Genomic DNA, 26,289 nt, shown 5'->3' on the forward strand with positions numbered 1-26,289 from the left:
CATAGTTATTTAGGACGGCTTTTGTCGTATGTGAATTTTAATTATCGAATGATCAATTTCTGTGTAGATTTTGATTTTTCTGTTTCGAATTCAACTAAATAAATACCTTTAGGAAGTCTTATTTGAATTTGTTTTTGAACTGAATTTTTTTCTTCGGTTTGGATCAATTTTCCATTCAAATCGAAGATTTTAATCGTTCCGTTTTCTACGGATTCGATTTGGAACGAATTTTTAGCCGGATTTGGATAAATTCTAAAAGATTTTTGATCGAAATCTACAGTTTCCATTACAATTCCACATTCAAATGGATCAAAAAATACTTCACCCAAAGCAGGATCGTCTACAACATGAGAAATTACACTTTCCACATCTTCTGCAGTAGATTCCTGACCTTCGATCCAACAATTGTGCAAAGCTTTTATTGGATTAGGAGTGTTGTTAAACAATGCGTAAATTTCCCCTCCATTTCCATTTTCACTGAAAATATTTCCACCCGGATTCAGGTCTTCCGCATCATCACTTCCCAAATTGGCTTGTGCAGTTCCGATAACCGTTATGCCCCAAAGGTTTCTTCGGATTTCATTTCCTTTAATAATAACCATTTCTGTATTGTAGAGTGAAATTCCACTTCCTCCATTCATCGGATTGGTTTCAGTATCATTGTCCTCCAAAATATTATTTTCAATCACGCCGGAAGATGGCCCTAAGGAAGTAAAACCGTAACGGTTGTCACGAATCGTATTGTTTTTAATAACAAATTGATTTTGTACACCCGCCAAACTGGAAACAGAAACGCCTCCAACTACCGTAAAATCACGGTTTCCGATGATCGTGTTGTTGATGATCCGTGTAGAGTCGGCGGTTCCACTTGGTCCCATGTTGATTTGTGGTCGGTTGTTATTGGTCGTATTATTTCCTTCAAAAAGACAATTCTCAACTTGAATCGCAACAGAATTGGTCGCACCTGAACTCAAAGCGGGATGGATATTATTTCTAAAAGTCGAATTTCTCACAACCGGGCTTCCATTTGAAAAAGAAATCGCTCCTCCGGTGGCAGAACCATCTGATTTGTTGTTATTGGACACTTCTGAGTTCTCCATTAAAAAGTCCGGTGTGATGACGCGAATTCCACCTCCGTATTCAACCAGGGTATTGTTGAAATAAATTTCAGAAGTATCAAACATCCAAAATCCTTCATAAGGATTTTCAGGATCAACTGCTGTGATGGTAATTTCATCTGCATCACTTGAAAAAAAACCTTTTACTTCAATCTCAACATCTGCAGCTATTTTTAGAACTAAGTTTTCATTCAATGAAAGAGAATCGTTTACTTCTACCAATAAATTTTCATGCAGGGTATATTCGTTTCCAGAAACTGTAACCGTAGTAGGAGAATTGGCAGCTATATCGTCCAATGTCCAATGAACTCCGGTGTTTGGGGTAGAATACTGCGCAACTAGTGGAGTGAAACAAAAAGTCATGAATAAAGATAAAAATCGAATTGTCATATGTTGTTAATTAAAATTTGGGTTGCAAGTTAGAATAATTTGCCGAAATTTGCTTGTTAGAAAAACCTAATTAATATTTGCAAAGGTCACAATGATATGTTGACGAAAAAGACAAAATACGGATTAAAAGCGATGACTTATTTGGCCAAAAATACTTCTGGTCAACCAGTTTTGATTTCTGAAATAGCGGAAAATGAAAATATACCTTTAAAGTTTTTGGAAGGAATTCTTTTAGATTTAAAGAAAAACGGATTATTACTATCCAAAAAAGGAAAAGGTGGAGGATATTTTTTAGAAAGACCTGCCGAATCCATTTCTTTGGCTTCAATCATTCGTGTTTTGGATGGTCCGATTGCACTTTTACCGTGTGTAAGTTTGAATTATTATAAAAAATGTGATGATTGTCAGGATGAGGTGTCATGTTCCTTAAACCGAGTGATGGTGCAGGTTAGAGACAAAACGCTAAAGGTTTTGGAAAGCCAATCTTTAAATGATTTAGTTTAAAATCAAAAAAAAATAATTTTTTAGTATACTAATTTGATAGACTTTACTATATTTGTGGTGTACAAAAGCATAACGGTTTGTACAGGTCTTATTTTTTAAGATTATTTGTGTGTTAGTTATTTATGCCTCATGGTCGAAGTCTCAACTATGAGGTTTTTTATGCAAAATATTTTGGGTTTAAGCTTTGATCAGTTCTTTTGCCTGATCGATCGCTTTTTCTGTGATATCGGAACCGCTTAAAAGTTCAGCGATTTCTCTCACTCGGTTTTCATTTGAAAGTTCGTGAACCTGAGTTATCGTCTTTCCGTTTTTGATGTTTTTGGAAATTTTGAAATGTTGATTGGCTTTGGCAGCTACTTGAGGAAGATGGGTGATGCTGATCAACTGTAAACTATCAGCCATTTCTTTCATCAAATTTCCTACTTCATTGGCTACTTTTCCTGAAACACCGGTATCGATTTCATCTAAAATGAGTGTCGGCAATTCTAATTTTCCGGCAAGCGCTTTTTTGACCGATAACATCAATCTTGAACGTTCACCACCGGAGACTGATTTGCTCACTTGTTTCATTTCAGCACCTTTATTGGCGCTGAAAAGGAATTCGATTTCATCTTTTCCGTTCCATTGGAAATCTTTTTTCTGACTGAGTTCCAATTTCATGGTCGAATTTTCCATCCCCAATTTCCCCAAAGATTCCAGTATTTCCTTTTCTACCTTTGGAATGGATGATTTTCGCGCAATGGAAATTTCATCAGACAATGATCCCAATTGATTTTCAATTTGGTGCAAATCATTTTCGAGTTTCGAAATTTCAGCTTCTAAATTTTGAAAATTTTGGTTTTCGTTTTCCAATTCAAATTGAATGGATAACAATTCTTCAATCGAACTTACACGGTGTTTGTGTAATAAATTTTGGATCAAATCCAGTCGTTCGTTGACCTCAAATAACCTTTCGGGATTGGATTCCAAACGTTGGGTTTTTTGAGCAATTTCGGTATTTAAATCATCCAATTCGATGCGCGAAGATTCCAGTCTTTTTTGATAATTTTCCAATTCTTCTCCCATTCCGGCCAATTTTTGAAGTTGGTTGGAAGCTTCATGTAATTGGGAAAGAATGCCAAATTCTGCTGTATCTAATTTTGTGCTGATTTCAACTAAAACACGTTGGATTTCATCTACATTTTGTAATTCGATTTGTTCTTTCTCCAATTCTTCAAATTCATTTCGTACTAAATTCGTAGCCAAAAGTTCGTCCAATAAAAACTGTTTGTAATCAGCTTCACGACTGAGCTGATCGAGTTCTTCCCGTTTGGATTTGAGTCGAATTAGAATTTGATTTCGTTTTAAAAATTCTGTTTGGTATTTTCTGATCAAATTCATTTGCGAAGCAAAAGCATCCAGAATCTGAAGTTGAAAATCTTGGTGAAATATATTTTCAGTGTTGAATTGAGAATGAATATCAATTAATTTCTCCCCCAATTCCTGTAAAATGTTTAAAGTTACCGGCGTATCATTGATAAAAGCTCTGGATTTCCCGCTTGGAAGCAATTCTCTTCGCAATATGGTTTCTGCATCATAATCCAATTCGTTTTCTTCAAAAAAGGCTTGAAGCTGTAAATTGGAAATAGAAAATTGTGCTTCGATGATGCACTTTTTAGTTGAATCGTTGAGTTGTTTCAAATCGGCTCTTTCCCCCAAAATCAATTTTAATGCACCCAATAAAATGGACTTTCCTGCTCCGGTTTCACCCGTGATGATGGTCAATCCTTTTTGGAACTGCATCTGCAATTCATCGATGATAGCAAAATTGGATACCGAAAGTCGGGTGAGCATTATTTTTTCAGATTATTCCAAGTAGAACTATTGGTCGGTGAAAGCGCATTTAAGGTTTCTTTGATTTCTCCTATGTTGACAGATGACATCATCCCACCTCCAAAAATTTTAGCGATTTCGTCTTTTTTGGCCATAAAGAAAATATCGAGCGGATAAAAAAGTGCATAGTTTCCTCTCTGGTAAAAACTTAAAGTTTCTAAGGAATTTCCAATCGCATTTTTGGCTTTGCTTTCGTTGTCGCTCATTTGATCCAAACCTACTCTATGGTACTGATAGTAAATGTTTCTTAGGGTTTTGTTGGTTGGTTTTAAAACGTTGTTGATCAGCGTACCTCGAGATTTATTTCCATCCATTTCACTCCACCCACCGAACTGCGATCCCATTGCATTGGTTGCGATTTGTTGTGCAGTTTTAAAATGCGAAGTCCCACCTTCCAGTTGAAAAGTATCAGCATCCATTCCCAAGATATAATAGACATAAAAAGCCATTGCATCCGTTAAATTTTTATTGCTGAATTTACGGGGATTGAAGATTAATTCTTCGAATTCTGTATATTCAAAATCAAATTTACTGTCGACAAAGTTTAAAATCGGCGAATAATAAGTTGAGTTAAAAACAGGGCGTCGGGTTTGAATCTGTAGACGTCCGTTGTAAAAATTACCATTTCTTCCCGTGATGATGATCAGGAAATTGGACTCTATTTTTTCATGGATTTTATACCGGTTATCCGTCCATTTGGTCGTATTGATAAAATCGCTTAACGACTTTTCTAATGTTTGAAATACTTGAGTGTTAGAGCCTTGTACTTGTGAGAAATCAACTGTAACGGTGGCTAAAAATTCCTGTGCAGAAATTGTAATTGAAAAAAGCAAACTGGCGACTAGCGCTTTCATTTTCATCATATCTTGTAATTTTCAAGGATAAAGTTAAGAATATCTTTTGCAACTTCTGTTTTATTTTTTGCTTCGTATGCAACCGGATTCCCATTGCGTGGAATCAAGGTGATTTTATTGGTGTTTTTTTGAAATCCTGCTTGTTCATCCCGCATAGAATTTAACACGATGAAATCCAGATTTTTCTTTTCCAATTTGCCTTTGGCGAACTCCAATTCGTTATTGGTTTCCAGAGCAAATCCTACCAAAATTTGGTGGGTTTTCTTTTCTCCCAATCCTTTTAATATATCAGGATTTTTCACCAATTCAATTGTCAGATTTTCATCGTTTTTTTTGATTTTTTGTTCAGCCATAGTTGCAGGTCTGTAGTCTGCAACGGCAGCCGACATGATGACGATGTCAGCGTTTTCAAACTGAGATTCCATTGCATCTTTCATTTCCATTGCAGAAACAACATCGATGCGGTTGATATTGTAATTGGTAGTCGAAATAGAAGATGGACCGCAAACCAAAGTCACATCGGCACCCATTTCCATCGCTTCTTTAGCGATTTCGATGCCCATTTTACCGGAAGAAAAGTTGCCAATAAACCGTACAGGATCTAACTTTTCATAAGTCGGACCGGCAGAAACGAGTATTTTTTTACCAAATAATGGTGCTTTTTCTTTTAAATCATTTTCTATGAATGAAAGGATGTTTTCCGGTTCAGCCATTCTTCCTTCACCGCTTAGACCACTGGCGAGTTCTCCAGATTCAGCCGGAATGATAATATTTCCAAAACTTTCCAGTTTGGCTAAATTTTCTTTGGTGCTCGGATGTTGATACATATCGAGATCCATCGCCGGCGCAATGTAAACCGGACATTTGGCTGAAAGGTAAGCTGCCAAAACCAAATTATCAGAAGAACCGTCGGCCATTTTGGAAAGAGAATTGGCGGTCGATGGAGCGACTACCATAAAATCAGCCCAAAGTCCTAATTCGACATGGTTGTTCCAGTTGCCATTTTCTTCAGAAAACTCCCATTCAACTGGGTTTTTAGAAAGCGTAGCAAGCGTTAGGGGAGTAACAAAATCAAGGGCTTTTGGCGTTAAAATGACTTTCACTTCGGCCCCTTCTTTTATAAAAAGACGAACCAGAAAAGCAGTTTTGTAAGCGGCGATCCCTGCGGTAACGGCCAACAAAACTTTTTTCCGGTTCAGAATAGACATATGCTATTGTATTTTAAGCTTCCTCGTTTGGATTTCTGTAATAGATATCGTTGCTCATCCATTCTTTAATCGCAATGGATGTTGGTTTTGGAAGACGTTCGTAAAATTTGGAAACTTCGATTTGCTCGCGGTTTTCAAAAATTTCTTCCAAAGAATCTGTATGCGAAGCAAATTCATCCAATTTTTGAATCAATTCCGATTTCATTTCCTGGTTGATTTGTTCGGCACGTTTACCCATGATCACGATGGATTGGTAAATGTTTCCCGTTTTTTCTTCAATTACACCTTTGTTAAATGTTTCTGTTGAAGTAGGTGCGTCAATGTCTTTGAAGTTCATATTGTCTAACTATTTGATTCGACTTAATTTAATATTGGTGTAGATTGCGTAGGATTTTCTTTTTTATCCTGTTCAATTTTTGCAAGGCTTTCTTTATGCTTGGTAAAATCGGCTTCTACTTTTTGATTGATTTTATTAGCTTCATCTGAAAATTTAGAAGAAGGAAAAGCTTTGGTAAACAATCTGTACTGCGTCAAAGCTTCTTGTAATCTCAATTCTTTGCGATCGAAACGACTGAAATTTACTGCCAATTCATATTTGGAACGAAGCGAATACATCATGGCTTCTTCACGGAATTTTGTGTCGGGATAGTCATCCAACATATTGTCAAACGCAATTCCTGCCGCTTTGTATTTCAGTGTTTTATAATAAATTTTGGCAATTTCAAATGCTTTTTTCTCCAATTTCTGTCTCAATTCATTGATGTATCCATTGGCTTCTTCTACACGAGAAGAATTGGGATAAGCATTGATAAAAGATTGTAATTCATCAATCGCACTGTATGTGCTGGTTTGATCTAAATTATAATCCGGAGAATCTGTATAAAAAGAATAGGCCGATCGGTAAGCCGCTTCTTCTGCACGAGGATCAGTAGGATTGGTGATATAAAATGTTTTGAATTGATGTGCAGCTAAACGATAATTCTTGTCTTGAAAGTTTGCATCGGCTTGCTTATATGCAATGTCAGCAGCGTGTTCCGTTCCGGCAAATGCAGACGAAACTTTAGCATACAATTCTATGGCATTGGCCCATTTTCCTTCTTCATAAAATTCGTTGGCTGTCTGTAAAATGAAGTCTTTGTCCGTACTCTTCATCGCTTTCTCAAAACGTTTGTTGCAAGAAACAACCACCGCCATCATGATCAATAAAACTCCTAATTTTTTAAACATTTTGCAAAGGTATAAAATATTTGGAACAAACATAGTTTAAATGCTTGTTCCAAACTGTTAAGGTTTTCAAAAATTATTTAGGAGCATTGAAAGTGGATATGTCTCTGTCAAACAGGTACATACCGCCTTTGTCGTCTCCGATCAATTTCAATTTGTCTAAAATAATTCGGGCCAATCTTTCTTCTTCGATTTGTTCTGAGACATACCATTGCAAGAAATTATGCGTGGTATAATCTTTTTCTTCCAATGTCAAATCGACTATTTCATTGATTTTTTCCGATACTTTGATTTCGTGCTCCAACACCATTTCAAAAACTTCATGTAGATTTTGGAAATCTTGTTTCGGCATGTGTAAAGAAGGAATAATCGCAGTCCCGCCACGTTCGTTGATAAAACGAACCAATTTTAACATATGCATCCTTTCTTCGTCAGAATGTGCAAATAAAAATTCTGAAACGCCTTCCAATCCTCTGGAATCAGCCCAGGAAGCCATCGCCAAATAGAGTTGGGAAGCGCCTGCTTCGGCTTCAACTTGATTATTGAGGGCATCAATTATACTTTGTTTGATCATGATTTATGTTTTAAAGTTGTTCTACTAATGTTTTAATTTTCCCCGATAAATTTTCAGTTGCCGCAACCAATGGTAATCGGGTGTATGGTTTGCAAATTCCTTTGTGGGAAAGCAAAGATTTGATTCCGGCTGGATTTCCTTCCAAATAAATGGAACGCGTGATTTCCATCAATTTGTAATGTAAATTATACGCTTCGTCCACTTTTCGTGCCAATCCCAAACGGATCATTTCCGTGTACAATTCCGGTAATCCTTGCGCAATGACTGAAATCACGCCTTTTCCGCCTGCCAAAGTCATCGGTAACCCAAATTCGTCGTCACCAGAAAGAACGATAAATTCCTCAGGTTTTTCTTTCAAAATTTCAGTGCTTTGCAAGAAATTGGGTGAAGCTTCTTTTATGGCGACGATGTTTTTAAAATCATTGGCCAATCGTAAAGTCGTTTCAGGATTGATGTTGGAGCCGGTTCTTCCGGGTACATTGTAAAGGATGATTTTAGCTTCCGTATTTTCAGCGATGGCTTTATAATGTTGGTAAATTCCTTCTTGACTGGGTTTGTTATAAGCAGGTGAAGCCGATAAAATGGCTGCGAAATCAGAAAGATCTGTTGATTTAAATTCTTCTATTACTTCCGATGTGTTGTTTCCGCCAATTCCCAAAACCAAAGGCAATCTTCCGGCATTTGCAGATTTTATAGTGGAAACGATTTCCGATTTTTCCTTTTTGGTTAGGGTTGGGGTTTCTGCGGTTGTCCCAAGACAAACCAAATATTCGACGCCTCCTTTTATGCTGTAATTTACCAATTTTTCTAGTGCCGGAAAATCGATGCTTCCGTCTTGGTTAAATGGTGTAATCAGTGCAATTCCCGTTCCTGTAAGTGCTTTCATCTCTGCAAATTTAGATTGTAATAAATAAATAATAAAAGATTTTCAAGATTTAGAATTCAACTAAATCTCAATAAAAATTAGGCTCAAATTTAGCGGTAAAAAACTGAATATACCTAAAGCTTTTTGAGAATGTTCCATTTCATTCTTTTGAAACTAATGGCGCAGGATTTAATTAGATTTTGTCATGATTTTTGATCGTTTCACATCAAAAATACACGCCAAATTTTTAATTAGGGTTAAGATTTTATTAGGCCATTAACCAATTACTCCTCTGGAATATCGCTTTATTTTTTGATGACTTTTTCAGTCTTTGTTTTTCCTTTTGATTCGATGGTAATAAAATATACTCCTTTTGGATAGTGCGTAAAATCGATTTCTATTTTTGGAGCATTTGCACTTTGTTGGAAGATGTGTTTCCCACTTGCATCGGTGATTTTGATAGATTCAATTTCCAGTTTCGGGTTTTCGATGGTGAGTTTGTCGAGAACGGGATTGGGGTAGATGGAAACAGAATTTGAGGGCAAATCATTTGTATTTAGTACTTCAGTTGTGAATTCGGCACCCATAAAAATGTCATTTGAAACCAAAAGTTTGTAAAAACCATTTTCTTCTGTGATGGTGTAATCGTATTCGCCATTCATGGCACATTGGAAGCCTACTTCATAGTTTTGGTTTATGGGATTAACACATTCCTCACCTTCCGTATTTGTGATGTCAAAATTAATTTCTGTATCATTCATTTCAACTGTTCCATCAATGGATTGGCACATTTCAGTATGGAAGGACAGATTTCCGCTTTCTTCTGAAAAAGTCAAAAGAATATTGTTCGGGTCAAATTCACCATCTTCTATTGGACCAAAGCCAAAACATTCATTATCAAAACTGATTAACCGCCATGTATGATTCAAAAGAATTTCTGAATTGGTTTGAGCGCTGACGAAATTGATACTGGAAAATAGGAATAGAATAAATAAATATTTCATGATGAAAGGTTTTAAAATTGAGAGAATTAAAGTTAGGATTTAAAATTTGAAATTGAAAATGAATTAATTTTAACTTGAAATTTATTTTAAACCAAATAGATTGCTGAAATTTGTCAAAGATTTGATTTACATGAAAAAATTATCTTTTTCTTTATTGTTCGTTTCAATTTTATTCAGTAGTTGTTCTAAACAGCTTTATCAAGTTCAAAAAGCGAATTTTACTGAAAACACTTCCATTAATTCCAATTTAAAGGAAGATCAAAAAATGAATACCATGATTGCTCCTTATAAATTAGAGCTCGAACAAACGATGGACAAAGTCATCAGTTATACGCCGATTGATTTGCCAAAAGACGGATTTAACAGTGCACTTGCCAATTTGAGTTGTGATATGGTTTTGGAAGAATCCAATTTGATTTTTGAACAAAAACATGGAGAGGAAATCGATCTTTGTGTATTGAATTGGGGTGGAATCAGAAGAAGTTTTACCAAGGGGGATTTGACTGTGAAAAATGTGTATGAGCTGATGCCTTTTGACAACGAAGTAGTGGTAGCTACAGTTTCCGGAGAAAAAATAAAAGAAATGTTTCAATTCATGTCCAACGCAAGTTTGGGGCATCCGCTTTCCGGAATTCAATTCATTTCAAACGATGAAAATTCGATTTTGATCAATGGTGAAAAATTGGATTTGAATAAAAATTATACCGTCGTAACCAACGATTTTCTTTTAAAAGGAGGTGATCAGATGAATTTTTTTATCGATCCAATTTCGGTTGAAAACCTTAACATCAAACAACGTGATATCATGATGCAGTATTTTGAAAAATATGATACGGTTCAGGTAAATTTGGACAAAAGAATTTTAGATAAGTGATTCTTGAGGAATTAGTAAAATTGATTAGTAATTAGAAACATGGAAAATCGTAGAACATTTTTGAAAAAAGCCGGAGCTGCTTCATTATTGACGATGATGCCAGTGGGAAATCTTTTGGCGGAAGAATTGAATGCAACACAAAAAATTACGATTCTTCATACAAACGACCAACATTCTAGAATTGAGCCGTTTGAAGTTTCAACCGATGAGAAATATTCGAACAAAGGCGGATTTTCACGTCGTGCGGCTTTGATTCAAAAAATTAGACAAGAGGAAGAAAATGTTTTGTTGCTTGACGCCGGTGATGTCGTGCAAGGAACGCCTTATTTCAATATGTTTGGTGGAGATTTGGAGTACAAATTGATGTCAAAAATGGGTTATGATGTGGGAACGCTCGGAAATCATGAATTTGACAATGGTCTGGAAGGAATTCAAAGCAGAATTCAACATGCTGAATTTGAAATCGTCATTGCGAATTATGATTTTGAAAATACAATTCTGGAAAATCTGTTCAAACCTTATAAAATTATCAAAAAGTCGGGTGTTAAAATCGGGATTTTTGGTGTGGGTGTGAATCTTAACGGTTTGGTTTCAAAAGATGCTTATCGTGAAATGAAATATTTGGATCCGATCGAAATTGCACAGGAAATGAGTCAAAAATTGCGGGAAGAAGAAAAATGCGATTTGGTGATTTGTTTGTCACACATCGGTTACGAATACAAACACGATGAAACCATCGTTTCCGATAAACATTTGGCAATAAAAACTTCCGGAATCGATTTGATCATCGGCGGACATACGCATACCTTTTTGCCTCAACCTGAAGAATTTATGAATAAAGAAGGAAAAACGGTTTTGTACAACCAAGTCGGTTGGGCAGGATTATTTCTGGGACGAATTGATTTCTATCTTCAAAACGGAAAAATCAAACAAACAACAGCGTATCAACTGAGTGATTTTGAAGTAGATGGGAAGTTGGGGTGAATTATTCCTTATCCTCACATTTACTCTCATCTTTTTCCAGTAAAACTTCGCCTTTGTGTAAATCCGTGTCTTTTCCGGGGTTGGTAACGACTTCTGTATGTTTTACGAGAACAGCGTAGGGGGAAGGTTGAATTCCGTTTTCATAAAATTTCGCATGTTCTTTGGTAAATTCCGCTCCGAAATAGAGAATCGCTGCCGAATAATAAATCCAAACCAATAAAATGATCACCGATCCCGCTGCTCCAAATGCACTTGCTGTAGCATTATGTTGCAAATACAAGGAAATCCCATACCGACCCAACATAAATAAAATCGCTGTGAAAACCGCCCCACCTACGATGTGTTTGGTGTTTACTTTTGCGTCCGGCAACATCTTGAAAATCAAACCAAATAGTAAACTTATGACCAAAAATGTGATGCCCATATTGATCCAATTCAACATATTGACTGTCATATCCGGTAAAATCCGATTGATATAGTTCATCAATAATTGAATGATAGAATTGATCAATAAGGAAGCGATTAATAAAAATCCCAATCCCAAAACCATCGAAAAAGAAAGCAATCGGTCTTTGATGTATTTCAACCAACCTTTTTTTGGTTTGGGTTTCACGCCCCAAATCGTATTGATCGAATCCTGAATTTCGACAAAAATGGTGGTAGAAGTAAAAATTAAAGTAGAAACTCCGATGATGATGCCTATGGTTCCGGAATCCTGCTGACTGATTTTATCGATGTAGGTTTGGATTTGTATGGCGACTTCAGGTCCAAATAATTTGACCAATTCTTCAAAAACTTCAGCTTGGGCAGTGGATCCTTCTCCTTTGATTTGTTCACCATAAAAAAAACCGATGCACCAAATCACAATTAATAACAGTGGACCGATGGAAAAAGTAGAATAATAAGCCAGCGAAGCGCTGAGTTTCATGCATTTATCATCGCTAAAACTGATAGCCGCCTTGTAAATCAGTTTGGCAGTATTTTTCCAAAAATCAAGCGTAAATTTATTTCGTATCATTTCATTCATCTTTCCATTTGGTTTTCATTTTTAAAAAACACATGATGACAAAACTCATGCAAAATGAAGCGCCCATCGCGAGGGTCGAAACCTTCATTCCATCTGTCATTTCGATAATCACACCGAACAAGAAAAGTCCCAAACACAATGCCAGTTTTTCAAAAACATCATAAAAACTGAAATAAGTCGTATGATCATCAGTAGGCGGTAGCAATTTAGCATAAGTCGAACGAGAAAGCGCCTGAATTCCACCCATCACAAGTCCCACCAAAGCTGCCATGATGTAGAATTGCATTTCTACAGTTGGACTGTTTTTTTTGATCAAATATCCTATGATACAGACTATTACCCAAATGAAAATACCGATTAAAAGTGTGTTCCGGTTTCCAATTTTTCCCGAGAGAAATGAAAACAACCAAGCACCCAAAATCGCTTCCAATTGAATCAATAAAATCGTCATGATCAATTTATCGGTCGTCAACCCGATTTCCGATTGACCAAACAAAGCTGCGATTAAAAAAATCGTTTGCATGCCCAAACTATAAAAGAAAAATGAGCCGAGGAAAATCCGCAGTTGTGAGAATTTATTGAGTTCGTTTGCAGTATTTCGTAATTCTTTAAAACTCGATTGGATGATATTTTTTGGGATTTTTTTGTTGTGAATATTATTGGGAATTCTTCGAAATGTAATTTGCGCAAAACCCATCCACCAAAGGCCCACGAACACAAAACTCAATCGCGTCCAGAACCCTTCGTTTCCTTTTCCTACGATTTGAATCAAAACCAAACAAATGACCAATAAAATCACAGAACCGACATATCCGACCATAAATCCCTGAGCAGAAACTTTGTCCATTTTGTCTTCCGAAACGATTTCAGGTAAATACGAATTGTAAAAAACCATACTTCCCCAGTAACCCAACGCCGCCAAAAGATTAAGCAAAAGTCCCAACCAAATGTTTTCTTCCGTAAAGAAAAACAATCCCATACAACTCAGAGAGCCGAGATAACAAAAGAATTGTAAAAATCTTTTTTTATTGCCGATTGTATCAGCAATCGAACTTAAAACCGGCGACAAAAGGATGACCAGGAAAAAACAAATCGCCAAAGTAAAATTAAATGCGGCATCTGGATGAAATCCTAAAAACGTAATCCGAGTTCCGCTGTCGGCAACGGTGGTTACTGCACCATAATAAATTGGGAAAATCGCCGATGCAATCACCAACGAATGAACCGAATTGGCCCAATCATAAAATTTCCAAGCATTGACGATTCCTTTGTCGTTTTTTTGAATCATATTCCCGTTTTAGCGTTGTAAATATAAACAACCCTATATTTATTTGGGATTAAATTATGTGGAAGAATTCAATTCTTGAAAAACTTCAGCCGTAATTTTCAACGAATTCAATTTTGCTTCGAAATCAAACATATTGGTATACACCATAATTTCGTCCAAATTCAAATCGGTTACAATTCTTCCGATTTTTTCTTTCAGAATTTCCTTATTTCCAATCATACTCAAAGCCGTCATCCGATGAACGCCGGCTTGCAATTCCGGACTTAAATTCTCCAAATTTGTATATTCAGGTGAACAAAGTGGCTTTCGATTATCGGTCAATAAATTCACAATCGCTTGAAATTGCGGAAGCGAATGGTAAACCGCTTCGTCTTCCGTTTCGGCCGCAAAAACGCTCAAACAAAGCATGGAATAGGGTTTATCCAAATACTGACTCGGCGTAAAACGACTTTGGTAGATTTCAAAAGCTTGTTGGAATTGTCCCGGTGCAAAATGTCCGGCAAATGCATAGGGTAAACCTAGTTTTGCAGCAAGAAAAGCACTATCTGTACTCGACCCGAGGATGTAAATCGGAACATTTGCGCCTTCCCCCGGAAATGCGCGAACTTTTGAATTCTCATTGTCAAAACTGAAATACCGAAACAATTCTTGAATATGAAATTCGAAATTATAATTCAAATTTTGGTCACCACGACGCAAAACGCTCGCGGTCAAAGGATCTGTTCCCGGCGCACGACCCAATCCCAAATCAATTCTACCCGGAAACATCGCTTCTAGTGTTCCAAATTGTTCCGCAATGGAAAGCGTAGTGTGATTGGGCAACATGATGCCGCCTGAACCGACTCGAATTTTTTTCGTTTGTTGGGCTACATGACCGATAAGTAGGGAAGTGGAGGCACTGATCACGCTTGGCATATTGTGATGTTCTGAAAACCAATAGCGTTCATAACCCAAATCTTCTGCAAACTGAGCTGATTTTACACTTTTATTAAAGGTCTCCTTGTAAGTGTCTCCTTCTACAACTGAAGCCAAATCAAGGATGGAATATTTTATGGAAGTGGAATTCATTTTTATAATTTGACACAAATGTATCGTCAAAGATTGATTTATTCTTTAAATTCAAATTAAAAGAATCAATTTCGAAATAAAGTTTGGCTATGAAAGAAATTCTGACTTTGTGATTCTGTACAAAACTCCCGGATGAAGTGCGCATTCCATTTCGCTTTCGTATTTCATCCCAATTTTCTCCAAAACTCGAATCGAAGCATGATTCTCGTGCATAGCTCGTCCTATGATTTCTTCTAAATTTAATTTGGTGAAACCAAATTCTAAACAAGCTTTTGCACTTTCCGTGGCAAATCCTTTTCCCCAATGCTCTTCAAAAAAGCGGAAACCGATATCCGTTTCTTTTCCGTCAAATTTCAATCCGCACCAACCGAGAAATTCTCCGGTTTCTTTTTCGATTACCGCCCATCGACCGTAGCCGTATGCTGCATAAGGTTTGTAGTTTTTCAAAAATTCCTCAGCCTCAGAAATGCTCTGAAATGGTGGATCACCTGTGTATTTTACCACATTGGGATTTGAATTTAATGCGTAGAAATTTTCTGCATCATCAACGGAAAGTTCACGTAAAATCAATCGAGGAGTTTGGAGGATGGTTTTCATAATTAACTAATCCAAGACATATTTTGATCAATCAATTTCCATTTTCCATTTATCTTTTTGAATAATAAGGTGTTTCCAGAACCGCATAAAACTCCACAATTAATATCAATTTGAATTATCGCAGTATTTCCATCACTTGAAAGTATAGGCATGGAAATAGCAACGTTTGATGGTGTTATTTTTGTATTTTTTTGAACTAATCCATCTCCTGTTTCATCTTCCCACTCAAAATCACATTTATTAAGAATCTTTGAAAAATGTTTCTCTCCATTTTCGTTTGAATACTTAATTTTTTTGGGTTTTATTTTGTTTATTTTCCAGTTTCTAAAATCTGAAAAACTTTCAAAGAAATTTTGAATCCAATATTGAAAATAAACGGAAGGTTTGTCAATTAATGAAAACTGATTAAATTGTTCAGTATGAGAATAGACATACGTTTTGTTAATGCATATATAATCATAATTATAATTTAGATCTGAAAAAATTTCATTCAGAATTTCATATTTCTTATTTTCAGAATGATATGAATAAAGATAATATCCTGCGAAAATAACAAAAGAAGAAAGAAATATTTTGGATTTAAATTTTAACTTTTTCATCTCTCCAAATTTAGTCATTTATTAAAAAAGACCTCACAGGTTTCAAAAACCTGTGAGGTCTAAATTTTCAAATTACCTAATTTTCAAATTATTTTTTATACGCTTCATTGTGCACATTGGCAACCGCACGCCCCGAAGGATCGTTTAGATTTTGAAATGCGGCATCCCATAAAAGTGCTTGTGGTGTAGAGCAGGCGACCGATTTGGCATAGGGAACGGTTAACGCAGCCGTATTGGATGGGAAATGTTCTTCAAATATACTTCTGTAGAAATATTCTTCTTTGCTCATCGGCGGATTGACTGGAAATCTTGATTCTGCATTTAGCAATTGATTGTCAGACACTTTTTCGTTGACCATTTCTTTTAGCGTATCGATCCAACTGTAACCGACACCGTCGGAGAATTGTTCTTTTTGTCGCCAAGCGATTTCTTCCGGTAAATAATCTTCAAATGCTTTTCGGACCACCCATTTCTCCATTCGTCCGTTTTTGATCATTTTATCGTCAGGATTCAGACGCATCGCGACATCGATAAATTCTTTATCCAAAAACGGAACGCGGGCCTCGATGCCCCAAGCTGCCATGGATTTGTTGGCACGCAAATTATCATACAAATACAATTTGCTCAATTTCCTTACGTTTTCTTCGTGGAATTCTTGCGCATTGGGTGCTTTGTGGAAATACAAATACCCACCAAATAATTCATCAGAACCTTCACCCGAAAGCACCATTTTGATTCCCATGGATTTGATGACACGCGCCATCAGATACATCGGAGTAGAAGCGCGAACTGTCGTTACATCATAGGTTTCCAAAAAATAAATCACATCACGGATGGCGTCAAGACCTTCTTGAATGGTGAAATGAATTTCATGATGAATCGTTCCGATATGATCGGCAGCTTTTCTCGCCGCTTTTAAATCGGGAGAACCTTCCAAACCAACTGCAAATGAATGCAATTGCGGATACCAAGCTTCATCTTGATCACCTGATTCGATCCTTTTCGATGCAAATTTTTTCGTAACTGCTGCAACAACAGATGAATCCAAACCTCCCGAAAGCAAAACACCATAAGGAACATCTGACATCAATTGTCTGTGAACCGCTTTTTCCAATGCATCTTTTAATACCGGAATTTCAGTTGAATTGTTTTTTACATTTTCAAAATTTTCCCAATCGCGGCTGTACCATTTTTGCGGTTCCAAACCTTCCGGACTGTAAATATAATGGCCGGGAGGAAAGGTTTTGATCGTAGAACAAATGCCTTCCAAGGCTTTCAACTCAGAAGCGACATAAAATTGTCCATCATTATCGGTTCCGTAATAAAGCGGGATGATGCCCATGTGGTCGCGTGCGATGAGAAAAGCATCTTTTTCTTCGTCATACAAAGCAAATCCAAAAATTCCATTCAAATCATCTAGAAAATCTTTTCCTTTTTCTTGGTACAATGCTAGAATGACTTCGCAGTCTGATTGGGTTTTAAAAGGATAATTGGGGAATTGATTTCGGAGTTCATTATGGTTATAGATTTCGCCGTTTACGGCCAAAATAAATTGGTTATTATTGCCAAAAAGAGGTTGTTTTCCAGAAGTTGGATCTACGATTGCCAAACGCTCATGCGATAAAATCGCACGATCATTGGTGTAGATTCCAGACCAGTCAGGACCTCTATGCCGAATTCTTTTCGACATCTTCAAAATTTGAGGGCGGAGTTTATCCAAATCGTCGTTTATTAAAAACGCTCCTACTATTCCACACATAATTGTAAAAAGTTAAATTATTTTAAATCTTAATTAAATAAATCAACGCAAATTAAGAATTATGTTAGGATATTATCAAAATTATTGTCAGGAATTTTTCTTTTTCTGAATTGGTGTTTTCCTGATGGATGCTTTAGAATTGAATTCATCATTTTCTTTATTAAATTTGTGAAACTATACACAACAATATGCATCGTTATTTTTTTCTTTTTTTAATTCTATTCACAACTAACCTTTTTTCTCAAATCAATTTCGAATCCGATAAATTAACCAAAATCACTTATTTGGTCAGCAGCAACGGAAATACGGATGAAAACCAAAATCCGATTTGGGTTTTGGCGGATAAAGAAAAAACTTTGATTACTTCACGAGACAATTTTCAAGGCAATGGAAGTTTTCCGTTTGAGATGACTTTTATTCAGCCGGATGTAAAATCCTATTCTCAATTTGCTTTTCTTAATTCAACTGAATCCATTTCGATGAAAGATTTGGAATCCATTGGAAAACAAGAATTTGAGTTGATCGATGAAACGAAAAAAATACTCGGTTACAATTGCAAAAAAGCCAAAACGATGATCAATTCCAATACGATTGAAATTTGGTATACAAATGATTTGAGAATCAAAGGAGGACCAAGCGTTTTAGGAGCTGATTTGGGATTGGTTTTGGAAATGGTTCGAAATGGAAATTATGCAATACAAGCGATTGAAATCAAAAAGGAAAAGGTGAAAATTCCTGAAATTATTTTGAATTCGAAGCCAATTCAATTGGAAAAAATCGATTATCAGGATAAAATTTGGAAAAGTAGATTTACCACCATTCCGGTTTTTGAAAATCAATTGATCCATTGGTCGGAAGAATTTGAACCAAGAGAAAATGTCATGCGTTTTGCCAACGGAACCATTGCGGTTAAAAAAATAAAATTCCCAAAATTGAATACTAAGGACCAAATTTTTGTTCAACTCATCGAACAATCCAACGGCGATGCTTATGACCGTACAGGAACGGTTTTTTTGATTCCGACTGACAAGAAACAATCTTTTCTTGACGGACTTCAAAACGGAGCAAAATATTTACCGGTTTTTTCAAATGGAAACGGAAAAGAATATCAGGGAGTTGTGGCAACTGAAAATTTTGAACCTTTGGTAGAATTGATGCGTTTTTTTACGCCTTTCGGTGTGAAGCATTTTAATGACCGATTGACACTAAAAGGTAAAGTTTGGCAAGATTCTGTGATGTATAGACAAGATATCGCTCATTTTGCTGATTTGATGAGTGAAAAAGAAGCATACATCGGGGTTTTTATAGGGAATTATGACAAAGGAGGTCATCAAATTTCCATGGAAATTACGATTCACAAAGAGGAAGCATCGAATAGTCCGTTGAAAAAAATCGTGCCTTTATTCAATACGTTGAATGTGATGGAAATGGCTGGGCAAGAGTATGGGACGATGTTTGATTCCGAAAATGGGTTGATTGTGGAATTTGAATTGAAAGAAAATTTGAAAAACACAAAACTCCGCTATACAACGACGGGTCATGGCGGATGGGAAAACGGAGATGAATACCTTCAGAAGAAAAATACGGTTTCATTGGACGGGGAAATTGTTTTTGATTTGACTCCTTGGCGAGAAGATTGTGGTTCTTATCGTTTGTACAATCCGGTTTCCGGTAATTTCCCAAACGGACTTTCTTCTTCGGACTATAGCCGTTCCAATTGGTGTCCGGGAACGGTTACCAATCCGTTTATCATCGATTTAGGAGATTTGAAAAAAGGAAAACATAAGATTCAAGTACAAATTCCACAAGGTAAGCCGGAAGGAAGTAGTTTCAGTGCTTGGAATGTTTCAGGTGTTTTGGTTGGAGATTAGGATTTGTTTTCAAAGAGTTTTTCAAAAAAACGTTCACAATTATAAACGGGAATTTCTGAAAAATAAAAGTCTGAAATATCTTCTGTTACGATTGTTTCGCAGCCTGAATTTATGGCCGAATAATATTCCAAACCGTCTTCGAAATCATTGATTTTCGGATTTTTGATAGTTGATTTTACGGTAGAAGCATCTGTGTTTGTAATTTGGATATTTTGGGAAATCAAATCCATTTTTTCCTTTGCGCGCTGGGTTCCACATTTTTTCTCTGCAAAATAAAAAGCGATGGCCAGACAAATAGGAGAGGTGTAGATTTGAAATTTAGGATTGGAACTTAAACTCAAAATTCTGGCGGCATTTGGATATAAAGGATATTGACGATTCAATACCGCCACCAAAACATTGGCATCCAAAAAAACTTTCATGTGTTTATTTTTTGGAATCAAAGAAGTCGGATTTCATTTTTTTACGGGAAAAGGATTTTCCATATTCCGGTTTTTCTTCTGCAATTTGATTTACCCAATCTGCAATGGGAAGATCTTCTAGATTTTTATAATTGTTTGAAGTCATCTGTCTATAAATGAATTCGGTAAGACGCGACAAACTGATGTTGTTCTTTTCAGCAAATTCTTTGGCTTGTTTGATGACTTGTTGGTCAAAAGATAAAGTGATTTTTGCGTCCATGATGGTAGATTTAGTTATACGACAAAGATATTAAATCTATACGTATAATTAGAGATTTCAAAGAATTAATAAATAATTAGAAAAATAATAAGTTTTCACCCAAAATTATTTACACAAAATATTTTATTTAAAGCATTGAAAATTAGCCTAAAAAACGTTTTCAAACAATTATAAACGACTGTAAATATTTTCTTACCGACTAAATTTTGGTAGAAGTGAAATCTTTGCATCAGAGATTTGAGTTGGCAAATCGATACTCTGATCTGAATGTTTAATTTTTTAAAATCTAAAGCCATGTCACTAAGAAACAAAGTTACCCTAATCGGTAGAACAGGAAAAGAAGTCGAAACCGTAAATTTTGAAAACGGATCACTCGCAAAAGTAAGTTTAGCTACTTCGGAACATTACACCAATGCCAAAGGTGAAAAAGTTGAAGAAACCCAATGGCATAATTTGGTAGCCTTCGGGAAAACAGCCGAAATCATGCAGAAATATGTAGAAAAAGGCAAAGAAATCGCAATTGAAGGAAAAATTATCTATAGAAATTATGATGATAAAGACGGTCAAAAACGTTACATCACCGAAATCAAAGTAGATGAACTCGTGATGGTCGGTGGAAAATAACCTCTCTAATTCCACTAACTAACTTTAACCAAAAAGCCATTCTGAGAAATTTCTCAGAATGGCTTTTACACTTATACAATGAAAAATTAATTCAAATCATATCGATCTGCATTCATCACTTTCGTCCAGGCTTTTACAAAGTCTTTTACAAATTTTTCTTGGTTGTCATCTTGCGCATAAACTTCTGCATAGGAACGCAAAATAGAATTGGATCCAAATACCAAATCTACTCGGGTTGCCGTCCATTTGGTTTCACCTGATTTTCGGTCTACGATTTCATAGAGATTCTTTCCCGTAGGTTTCCAACTGTATCGCATATCGGTCAAATTCACAAAAAAATCATTGGTCAAAATTCCTTCTTTATCTGTAAATACACCATGTTTAGTTCCGCCATGGTTGGTTCCGAGCACACGCATTCCACCGATTAAAACGACCATTTCCGGCGCAGTAAGTCCCATCAATTGGGCTCTGTCGAGCAATAATTCTTCTCCATTGACAGCATAATCTTTTTTGATCCAGTTTCGGAAACCATCATGAACCGGTTCCAAATCCTCAAACGATTCGATGTCGGTTTGTTCTTGCGTTGCATCGCCTCTTCCGGCTGAAAAAGGAACTTTTACATCATATCCGGCTTCTTTTATCGATTGTTCAAGCGCTGCACTTCCACCGAGAACTATCAAATCTGCGATGCTCACTTTTTTTGACAAACCAGACTGAATTTCAGTCAATTTAGACAAAACTTTTTCCAGTCTCGCAGGTTCATTTCCTTCCCAGTTTTTCATGGGCTCTAATCTGATTCTCGCTCCATTAGCTCCACCGCGGAAATCCGAACCTCTAAATGTTCTCGCCGAATCCCAAGCCGTATTGATCAAATCTATTCTCGAAAGACCACTGTTCAGGATTTTAGATTTTAATTCTTCAACTTCATTTTCAGATAAAGTATAATCGACAGTTGGAATCGGATCTTGCCAAATCAAATCTTCAGTAGGAACATCTGATCCCAAATATCTTGATTTTGGTCCCAAATCTCTATGAGTCAATTTGAACCAAGCTCTTGCAAAAGTTTCAGAGAAATACTCAAAATCATTGTAAAATCGCTCCGAAATCTCTCTGTAAATCGGATCCATTTTCATCGCCATATCGGCATCGGTCATTATTGGATTTCTGCGTATCGATGGATCATGCGCATCAAAAGGTTTTTTATGTTCAGGCATATTGACTGGTTCATATTGCCAAGCTCCGGCAGGACTTTTTTTCAATTCCCAATCAAAATTTAACAATAAATCAAAAAATCCATTGTCCCATTTCGTAGGATCTGTCGTCCAAGCACCTTCAATTCCACTGACCATAGTATTTCCACGATTTCCAGTTCCTTCTGAATTATGCCAGCCTAATCCTTGGTGTTCAAATTCGGCTAATTCTGGGTCACCACCCAGAAAATCAGCTTTACCATTTCCATGACATTTTCCTAAAGTGTGTCCTCCAGCTGTCAATGCAACTGTCTCTTCATCATTCATCGCCATTCTTTCAAAAGTAACACGAATATCAGCAGCAGTTTTTAAAGGATCGGGTTGTCCATCCACGCCTTCCGGATTGACATAAATCAATCCCATCATCACGGCAGCCAAAGGATTTTCCAAATCTCGATCACCCGAATAACGTGTTCCTTCACTTCCTGTCGGTGCCAACCATTCTTTTTCAGATCCCCAATAAATATCTTTTTCCGGATGCCAAATTTCTTGTCTTCCACCTCCAAACCCAAAGGTTTTTAGTCCGGCAACTTCATAGGCAACCGTTCCTGCCAAAACGATTAAATCCCCCCAGGAAATCTTGTTTCCGTATTTCTTTTTGATCGGCCAAAGCAATCGCCTTCCTTTGTCAGTATTCACATTGTCCGGCCATGAGTTTAGTGGTGCAAAGCGTTGATTTCCAGTGTTGGAACCGCCACGGCCATCCGCTTTCCGATACGTTCCGGCTAAATGCCAAGCCGTACGGACAAACATTCCGGCGTAACTTCCCCAGTCTGCCGGCCACCAGTCTTGACTGTCGGTCATCAATTCCCGCAAATCTTGTTTGACTGCATCCAAATCCAATTTGGCAAATTCTTTCTTGTAATCAAAATCCTCCCCCAAAGGATTGGTTTTTGAATCGTGTTGTGAAAGAATGTCTAAGTTTAATGATTTTGGCCACCATTCCGTTACCGAATCATGATTGGTTGCATTGGCGCCATTGAAAAAAGGACATTTGTTGATGTCTCCTGAATTGAAATCCATTGTATTAAATTTATTGAGTTACGAAATTATTTTTTTCAGTTTCGTAAAGTTAAATGTTAATACTTTAAAAATTAAGATTTTAAATCTATAGTTTTAATTTTAAAATAAATTTAATTTATAGCAACACTTCCTTCTATAAATTAAATCAATTATTTACTTCAATTCTAAATAGGAGTCGATTTTATCATTTGGAACCAAAACCGATAAAATATAATGTTGGATTTTCCATCCGTCTTTGGTCAGGATAACTACACCTGAACCGCGACAAGATCCCATCCAAGTGTCCAGATTTTCGTCAAACCATGCCAATTTTCCATCAGCATATACATTGATGTTCCGTACTTTCTTTTTAAAATCCCAAGCTTTCCCTGCATCGAAATAGGGTTTTGCCCAAACCCGCATTTCTTCACGTGTCCAGTTCTCAGATTCATCCGTTCCTAAATAATGCGCATCTTCTGTCATTGCTCCAAAAAATGCATCGGAATTGGCTTGTGTTGCCGCCAAATGCCAGTTATCCAATAAAGTATTGATTTTTTCTTCGGCAGTTTGGGCAATTGAAATGGAAAAGAAAATGACAAATAGGAGAGTTGAGAAAGTGAGTTTCATATTTTTAAGATTTGATCAAATTTAACTCAAAAAATCCATCTGCAATTTTTCGGTCGTTGGTCAATCGGGGCACTTTATTTTGACCTCCGAGTTTTCCTTGGGATTTCATGTATTCGTTAAATCCATTTGGTTTTACAGATGAAACAACCAAGGTCCGCAACATATTTCCATCGATCAAATCTTGATAATAGGAATTCAGTTTTTGTAGATTTTGATCCAATTCTTCTGCAAATTCTTCTAAATTTTCTGGTTCTTTAACAAACTCAATCAACCATTCATGATAGGGAAGGCCTTCATTTGGATTCACTTGTGGAGCGACGGTAAATTCGGAAACTTGAATTTGAAATTTTTGAGCAGTTGATTTCATCGCTTGTTCGACTTCGTGCGCAATAACATGTTCGCCAAATGCAGAAGTATAATGTTTGATTCGTCCTGAAACGACAATTCGATAGGGTTTTAAATTGGTAAACCGAACGGTATCGCCGATGTTATATCCCCAAAGTCCAGCGTTTGTGTTGAGAATGAGGACATAATCTTTGTCCAATTCCACATCTTTAAGCGAAATCCGAGTTGGGTTTTCATCAAAAAATTCGTTAACAGGAATGAATTCGTAAAAAATACCATTGTTCAAAAGCAGGAGTAAATCGTTGGCTTGAATGGAATCCTGATAGGCAATAAATCCTTCTGAAGCGGGATAAGTCTGGATTACATCCAAATCCTCACCGATGAGTTCGATCATTTTTTCTCGGTAGGGATTATAATTCACGCCTCCGGTGACCATCAATTGGAGGTTGGGGAAAATTTCTTTGATGGTTTTTTTACCAGATTTTTCGATTAGTTTTTCAAAATAATTGACCAACCAAGGTGGAATTCCGGAAATAAGCGTCATGTTTTCCGGTAAAGTTTCTTCTACGACTTTGTCCACTTTTGTCTCCCAATCTTCGATGCAATTGGTTTCCCAAGTCGGCATTCGGTTTTTTTGTAAATATTTGGGAACGAAATGCGCTACGATTCCAGATAGACGTCCGATGTTGATTCCGTTTTTTTGTTCCAATTCAGGGCTTCCTTGTAAGAAGATCATTTTTCCTTCTACGAAATCTGCTGTTTTTTTTTCCAGCATATAGTTCAATAAAGCATTTCGAGCCGATTTAATATGCGAAGGCATTGATTCTTTGGTGATGGGAATGTATTTGGTGCCTGAAGTCGTTCCGGAAGTTTTGGCGAAATAAATCGGTTTTCCTTCCCAAATAATGTCTGATTTTCCTTCTTTGATCAGTTCGATATAGGGTTTCAAATCTTCATAATCTCGAATGGGAACTTGTTTTTTGAAATCTTCGTAGGATTGAATTTTTTCAAAATGATGGTCTTTTCCAAATTTGGTTTCAGTCCCAACAGAAATTAAATTATGAAATATTTTAGTTTGGAATTCGATTGGATTTTCGATCCATTTTTTTTCCGATTTGGAAATAATTTGGGCAAATATTTGGGCGATTTTGGCTTTTAATCCCATCAGAATACGATGTATTGTTGCGGATCTACAGGAGTTCCATCGATCCAAAGTTCAAAATGCAAATGCGGACCGGTGGTGAGTTCTCCAGTATTTCCAACGGCAGCAATCACTTCTCCTTTTTTCACGACATCACCCATTTTTTTATAAACGGTAAGGGCGTGTTTGTAAACTGAAATCATTCCTTGTTGATGCTGAATGACCGCTACATAACCTGTTTCTGGTGTCCAATCTGTAAAAATAACGGTTCCCGATGCAACGGATTTGATGGCTTCTCCTTGTTGGGCTGCGATGTCGATGGCCAAATGATTTTCTTCTGTGCTGTAGCCTGAGGTCATGATGCCTTTGAGTGGTGTAAATAACAGGCTACCAGACTCTTGATTATCTTGAGTTCCTGCGACGCTGAATATTTCTTCTTGTTCCACTTCTTTTCTCAATTCTAAATCATCCTCAGTTGGCGCTAAATCAACTTTACTTAAATCGACAGAAGTAATTGGATTTTGCGTCGTATCAATTTCGGGAATGGGAACTTCTCCTGCCAAAATAATGCGAAGGTTTTTGATGTAAAGATCGTTGGCTTTGCTACGATTTTCTAAAACCTCGACTTGATTGGTTAATTTTAAAATTTCTTCCTTGTCCATTACGCCTACATGTTTTTCAGATGGTAAGATGTAATCATGTAAGGGTGTGTACAGCAAAGTCAGCGTAGTGCAAGCGATGGTAAAGAAGGTTAACAAAGCCAATACTACCAAGACATTCATCCGGTTTAACCGAAATGAGAATTGTTCTTCCTGTGATTCTTCATTGAGAATGATCAAGGTATGTTTTTGGAACAATTTCCTGAAAATATTTTTTTTCTTTTTTTTCATTTATTCAATTGCAAATATCTAAATAGATTTTAAATGTACCATACAAGAT

26 protein-coding genes are annotated in these 26,289 nt (G+C 36.6%); 5 read left to right on the forward strand and 21 right to left on the reverse strand.

The window, feature by feature from the left end:
* Nucleotides 1-41: 41 nt before the first annotated feature.
* The gene (locus HU137_RS09985; protein ID WP_182043705.1) at nucleotides 42-1,508 is read right to left on the reverse strand and encodes a T9SS type A sorting domain-containing protein; all 1,467 of its coding nucleotides are present in this window, start codon (nucleotides 1,506-1,508) and stop codon (nucleotides 42-44) included.
* A 96-nt stretch (nucleotides 1,509-1,604) separates the two neighbouring features.
* Between HU137_RS09985 and HU137_RS09990 the strand changes: the two genes are divergently transcribed.
* The gene (locus HU137_RS09990; RefSeq protein ID WP_182043706.1) at nucleotides 1,605-2,012 is read left to right on the forward strand and encodes an RrF2 family transcriptional regulator; all 408 of its coding nucleotides are present in this window, start codon (nucleotides 1,605-1,607) and stop codon (nucleotides 2,010-2,012) included.
* A 177-nt stretch (nucleotides 2,013-2,189) separates the two neighbouring features.
* On the opposite strand, the gene recN is transcribed toward HU137_RS09990, so the two are convergent.
* From recN to HU137_RS10030, 8 genes are all read right to left on the reverse strand, one after another.
* Entirely contained in the window at nucleotides 2,190-3,845 is a 1,656-nt protein-coding gene (gene recN, locus HU137_RS09995) for a DNA repair protein RecN (RefSeq protein ID WP_182043707.1), read from the reverse strand.
* On the reverse strand, nucleotides 3,845-4,747 hold the full coding sequence (porD, locus tag HU137_RS10000; protein WP_182043708.1) for a type IX secretion system protein PorD: 903 nt from the start codon (nucleotides 4,745-4,747) through the stop codon (nucleotides 3,845-3,847). The genes recN and porD overlap by 1 nt, the downstream gene beginning before the upstream one ends.
* A complete protein-coding gene (gene coaBC, locus HU137_RS10005) occupies nucleotides 4,744-5,946 on the reverse strand; it encodes a bifunctional phosphopantothenoylcysteine decarboxylase/phosphopantothenate--cysteine ligase CoaBC (RefSeq protein WP_182043709.1) in 1,203 nt (400 codons plus the stop codon). Before coaBC ends, porD begins: the two co-directional genes overlap by 4 nt.
* Nucleotides 5,947-5,959: 13 nt before the next feature.
* Nucleotides 5,960-6,283 carry a DNA-directed RNA polymerase subunit omega gene (locus tag HU137_RS10010; protein WP_182043710.1) on the reverse strand — a complete coding sequence of 108 codons (324 nt, stop codon included), beginning with the start codon at nucleotides 6,281-6,283 and terminating at the stop codon, nucleotides 5,960-5,962.
* A 23-nt stretch (nucleotides 6,284-6,306) separates the two neighbouring features.
* Nucleotides 6,307-7,173, reverse strand: a complete 867-nt coding sequence (locus tag HU137_RS10015; RefSeq protein ID WP_182043711.1) for an outer membrane protein assembly factor BamD — start codon at nucleotides 7,171-7,173, stop codon at nucleotides 6,307-6,309.
* Between the two features lie 73 nt (nucleotides 7,174-7,246).
* The gene (locus HU137_RS10020) at nucleotides 7,247-7,744 is read right to left on the reverse strand and encodes a ferritin (RefSeq protein WP_182043712.1); all 498 of its coding nucleotides are present in this window, start codon (nucleotides 7,742-7,744) and stop codon (nucleotides 7,247-7,249) included.
* Between the two features lie 10 nt (nucleotides 7,745-7,754).
* The gene (gene dapA / locus HU137_RS10025) at nucleotides 7,755-8,630 is read right to left on the reverse strand and encodes a 4-hydroxy-tetrahydrodipicolinate synthase (RefSeq protein WP_182043713.1); all 876 of its coding nucleotides are present in this window, start codon (nucleotides 8,628-8,630) and stop codon (nucleotides 7,755-7,757) included.
* Between the two features lie 284 nt (nucleotides 8,631-8,914).
* Complete coding sequence (locus tag HU137_RS10030) at nucleotides 8,915-9,613, reverse strand: T9SS type A sorting domain-containing protein (protein WP_182043714.1); 699 nt, start codon at nucleotides 9,611-9,613, stop codon at nucleotides 8,915-8,917.
* 130 nt (nucleotides 9,614-9,743) lie between these two features.
* On the opposite strand from HU137_RS10030, the gene HU137_RS10035 reads away from it, so the two are divergent.
* The gene (locus HU137_RS10035; protein ID WP_182043715.1) at nucleotides 9,744-10,487 is read left to right on the forward strand and encodes a 5'-nucleotidase C-terminal domain-containing protein; all 744 of its coding nucleotides are present in this window, start codon (nucleotides 9,744-9,746) and stop codon (nucleotides 10,485-10,487) included.
* A gap of 39 nt (nucleotides 10,488-10,526) precedes the next feature.
* Complete coding sequence (locus HU137_RS10040; protein ID WP_182043716.1) at nucleotides 10,527-11,471, forward strand: bifunctional metallophosphatase/5'-nucleotidase; 945 nt, start codon at nucleotides 10,527-10,529, stop codon at nucleotides 11,469-11,471.
* Nucleotide 11,472: 1 nt separating this feature from the next.
* Here HU137_RS10040 and HU137_RS10045 read toward each other — a convergent pair whose 3' ends face one another.
* The 6 genes from HU137_RS10045 to asnB form a co-directional block, all read right to left on the reverse strand.
* The gene (locus HU137_RS10045) at nucleotides 11,473-12,498 is read right to left on the reverse strand and encodes a YihY/virulence factor BrkB family protein (RefSeq protein ID WP_220457216.1); all 1,026 of its coding nucleotides are present in this window, start codon (nucleotides 12,496-12,498) and stop codon (nucleotides 11,473-11,475) included.
* Nucleotides 12,491-13,786, reverse strand: coding sequence for an MFS transporter (locus HU137_RS10050; protein WP_182043717.1), 1,296 nt, complete (start codon nucleotides 13,784-13,786; stop codon nucleotides 12,491-12,493). The genes HU137_RS10045 and HU137_RS10050 overlap by 8 nt, the downstream gene beginning before the upstream one ends.
* A gap of 54 nt (nucleotides 13,787-13,840) precedes the next feature.
* On the reverse strand, nucleotides 13,841-14,854 hold the full coding sequence (locus HU137_RS10055) for an LLM class flavin-dependent oxidoreductase (RefSeq protein WP_182043718.1): 1,014 nt from the start codon (nucleotides 14,852-14,854) through the stop codon (nucleotides 13,841-13,843).
* 87 nt (nucleotides 14,855-14,941) lie between these two features.
* The gene (locus HU137_RS10060; protein WP_182043719.1) at nucleotides 14,942-15,451 is read right to left on the reverse strand and encodes a GNAT family N-acetyltransferase; all 510 of its coding nucleotides are present in this window, start codon (nucleotides 15,449-15,451) and stop codon (nucleotides 14,942-14,944) included.
* 2 nt (nucleotides 15,452-15,453) lie between these two features.
* The gene (locus HU137_RS10065; protein ID WP_182043720.1) at nucleotides 15,454-16,050 is read right to left on the reverse strand and encodes a hypothetical protein; all 597 of its coding nucleotides are present in this window, start codon (nucleotides 16,048-16,050) and stop codon (nucleotides 15,454-15,456) included.
* A gap of 88 nt (nucleotides 16,051-16,138) precedes the next feature.
* Nucleotides 16,139-17,809: an asparagine synthase B gene (gene asnB / locus HU137_RS10070; RefSeq protein ID WP_182043721.1), complete on the reverse strand. Its 1,671-nt coding sequence runs from the start codon at nucleotides 17,807-17,809 to the stop codon at nucleotides 16,139-16,141.
* 188 nt (nucleotides 17,810-17,997) lie between these two features.
* Here asnB and HU137_RS10075 point away from each other — a divergent pair, with 188 nt between their 5' ends.
* Nucleotides 17,998-19,680, forward strand: coding sequence for a GLPGLI family protein (locus HU137_RS10075; RefSeq protein WP_182043722.1), 1,683 nt, complete (start codon nucleotides 17,998-18,000; stop codon nucleotides 19,678-19,680).
* On the opposite strand, the gene HU137_RS10080 is transcribed toward HU137_RS10075, so the two are convergent.
* Both HU137_RS10080 and HU137_RS10085 read right to left on the reverse strand, forming a co-directional pair.
* On the reverse strand, nucleotides 19,677-20,102 hold the full coding sequence (locus HU137_RS10080; RefSeq protein WP_182043723.1) for a PIN domain-containing protein: 426 nt from the start codon (nucleotides 20,100-20,102) through the stop codon (nucleotides 19,677-19,679). The genes HU137_RS10075 and HU137_RS10080 overlap by 4 nt on opposite strands.
* A gap of 4 nt (nucleotides 20,103-20,106) precedes the next feature.
* Complete coding sequence (locus HU137_RS10085) at nucleotides 20,107-20,361, reverse strand: DUF6364 family protein (protein WP_182043724.1); 255 nt, start codon at nucleotides 20,359-20,361, stop codon at nucleotides 20,107-20,109.
* 294 nt (nucleotides 20,362-20,655) lie between these two features.
* On the opposite strand from HU137_RS10085, the gene HU137_RS10090 reads away from it, so the two are divergent.
* Nucleotides 20,656-20,985: a single-stranded DNA-binding protein gene (locus HU137_RS10090; RefSeq protein ID WP_182043725.1), complete on the forward strand. Its 330-nt coding sequence runs from the start codon at nucleotides 20,656-20,658 to the stop codon at nucleotides 20,983-20,985.
* An 86-nt stretch (nucleotides 20,986-21,071) separates the two neighbouring features.
* Here the strand turns inward: HU137_RS10090 and katG are convergent, their stop codons facing one another.
* The 4 genes from katG to HU137_RS10110 all read right to left on the reverse strand — a co-directional run bounded on the left by katG (nucleotide 21,072) and on the right by HU137_RS10110 (nucleotide 26,240).
* Nucleotides 21,072-23,258: a catalase/peroxidase HPI gene (gene katG / locus HU137_RS10095; protein WP_182043726.1), complete on the reverse strand. Its 2,187-nt coding sequence runs from the start codon at nucleotides 23,256-23,258 to the stop codon at nucleotides 21,072-21,074.
* A 153-nt stretch (nucleotides 23,259-23,411) separates the two neighbouring features.
* Complete coding sequence (locus HU137_RS10100; RefSeq protein WP_182043727.1) at nucleotides 23,412-23,864, reverse strand: nuclear transport factor 2 family protein; 453 nt, start codon at nucleotides 23,862-23,864, stop codon at nucleotides 23,412-23,414.
* A gap of 4 nt (nucleotides 23,865-23,868) precedes the next feature.
* Nucleotides 23,869-25,374, reverse strand: a complete 1,506-nt coding sequence (locus HU137_RS10105) for a GH3 auxin-responsive promoter family protein (protein ID WP_182043728.1) — start codon at nucleotides 25,372-25,374, stop codon at nucleotides 23,869-23,871.
* Complete coding sequence (locus HU137_RS10110; RefSeq protein ID WP_182043729.1) at nucleotides 25,374-26,240, reverse strand: M23 family metallopeptidase; 867 nt, start codon at nucleotides 26,238-26,240, stop codon at nucleotides 25,374-25,376. The genes HU137_RS10105 and HU137_RS10110 overlap by 1 nt, the downstream gene beginning before the upstream one ends.
* Between the last annotated feature and the right edge of the window lie 49 nt (nucleotides 26,241-26,289).

The organism is Moheibacter lacus (assembly GCF_014042165.1).
Lineage (GTDB): Bacteria > Bacteroidota > Bacteroidia > Flavobacteriales > Weeksellaceae > Moheibacter > Moheibacter lacus.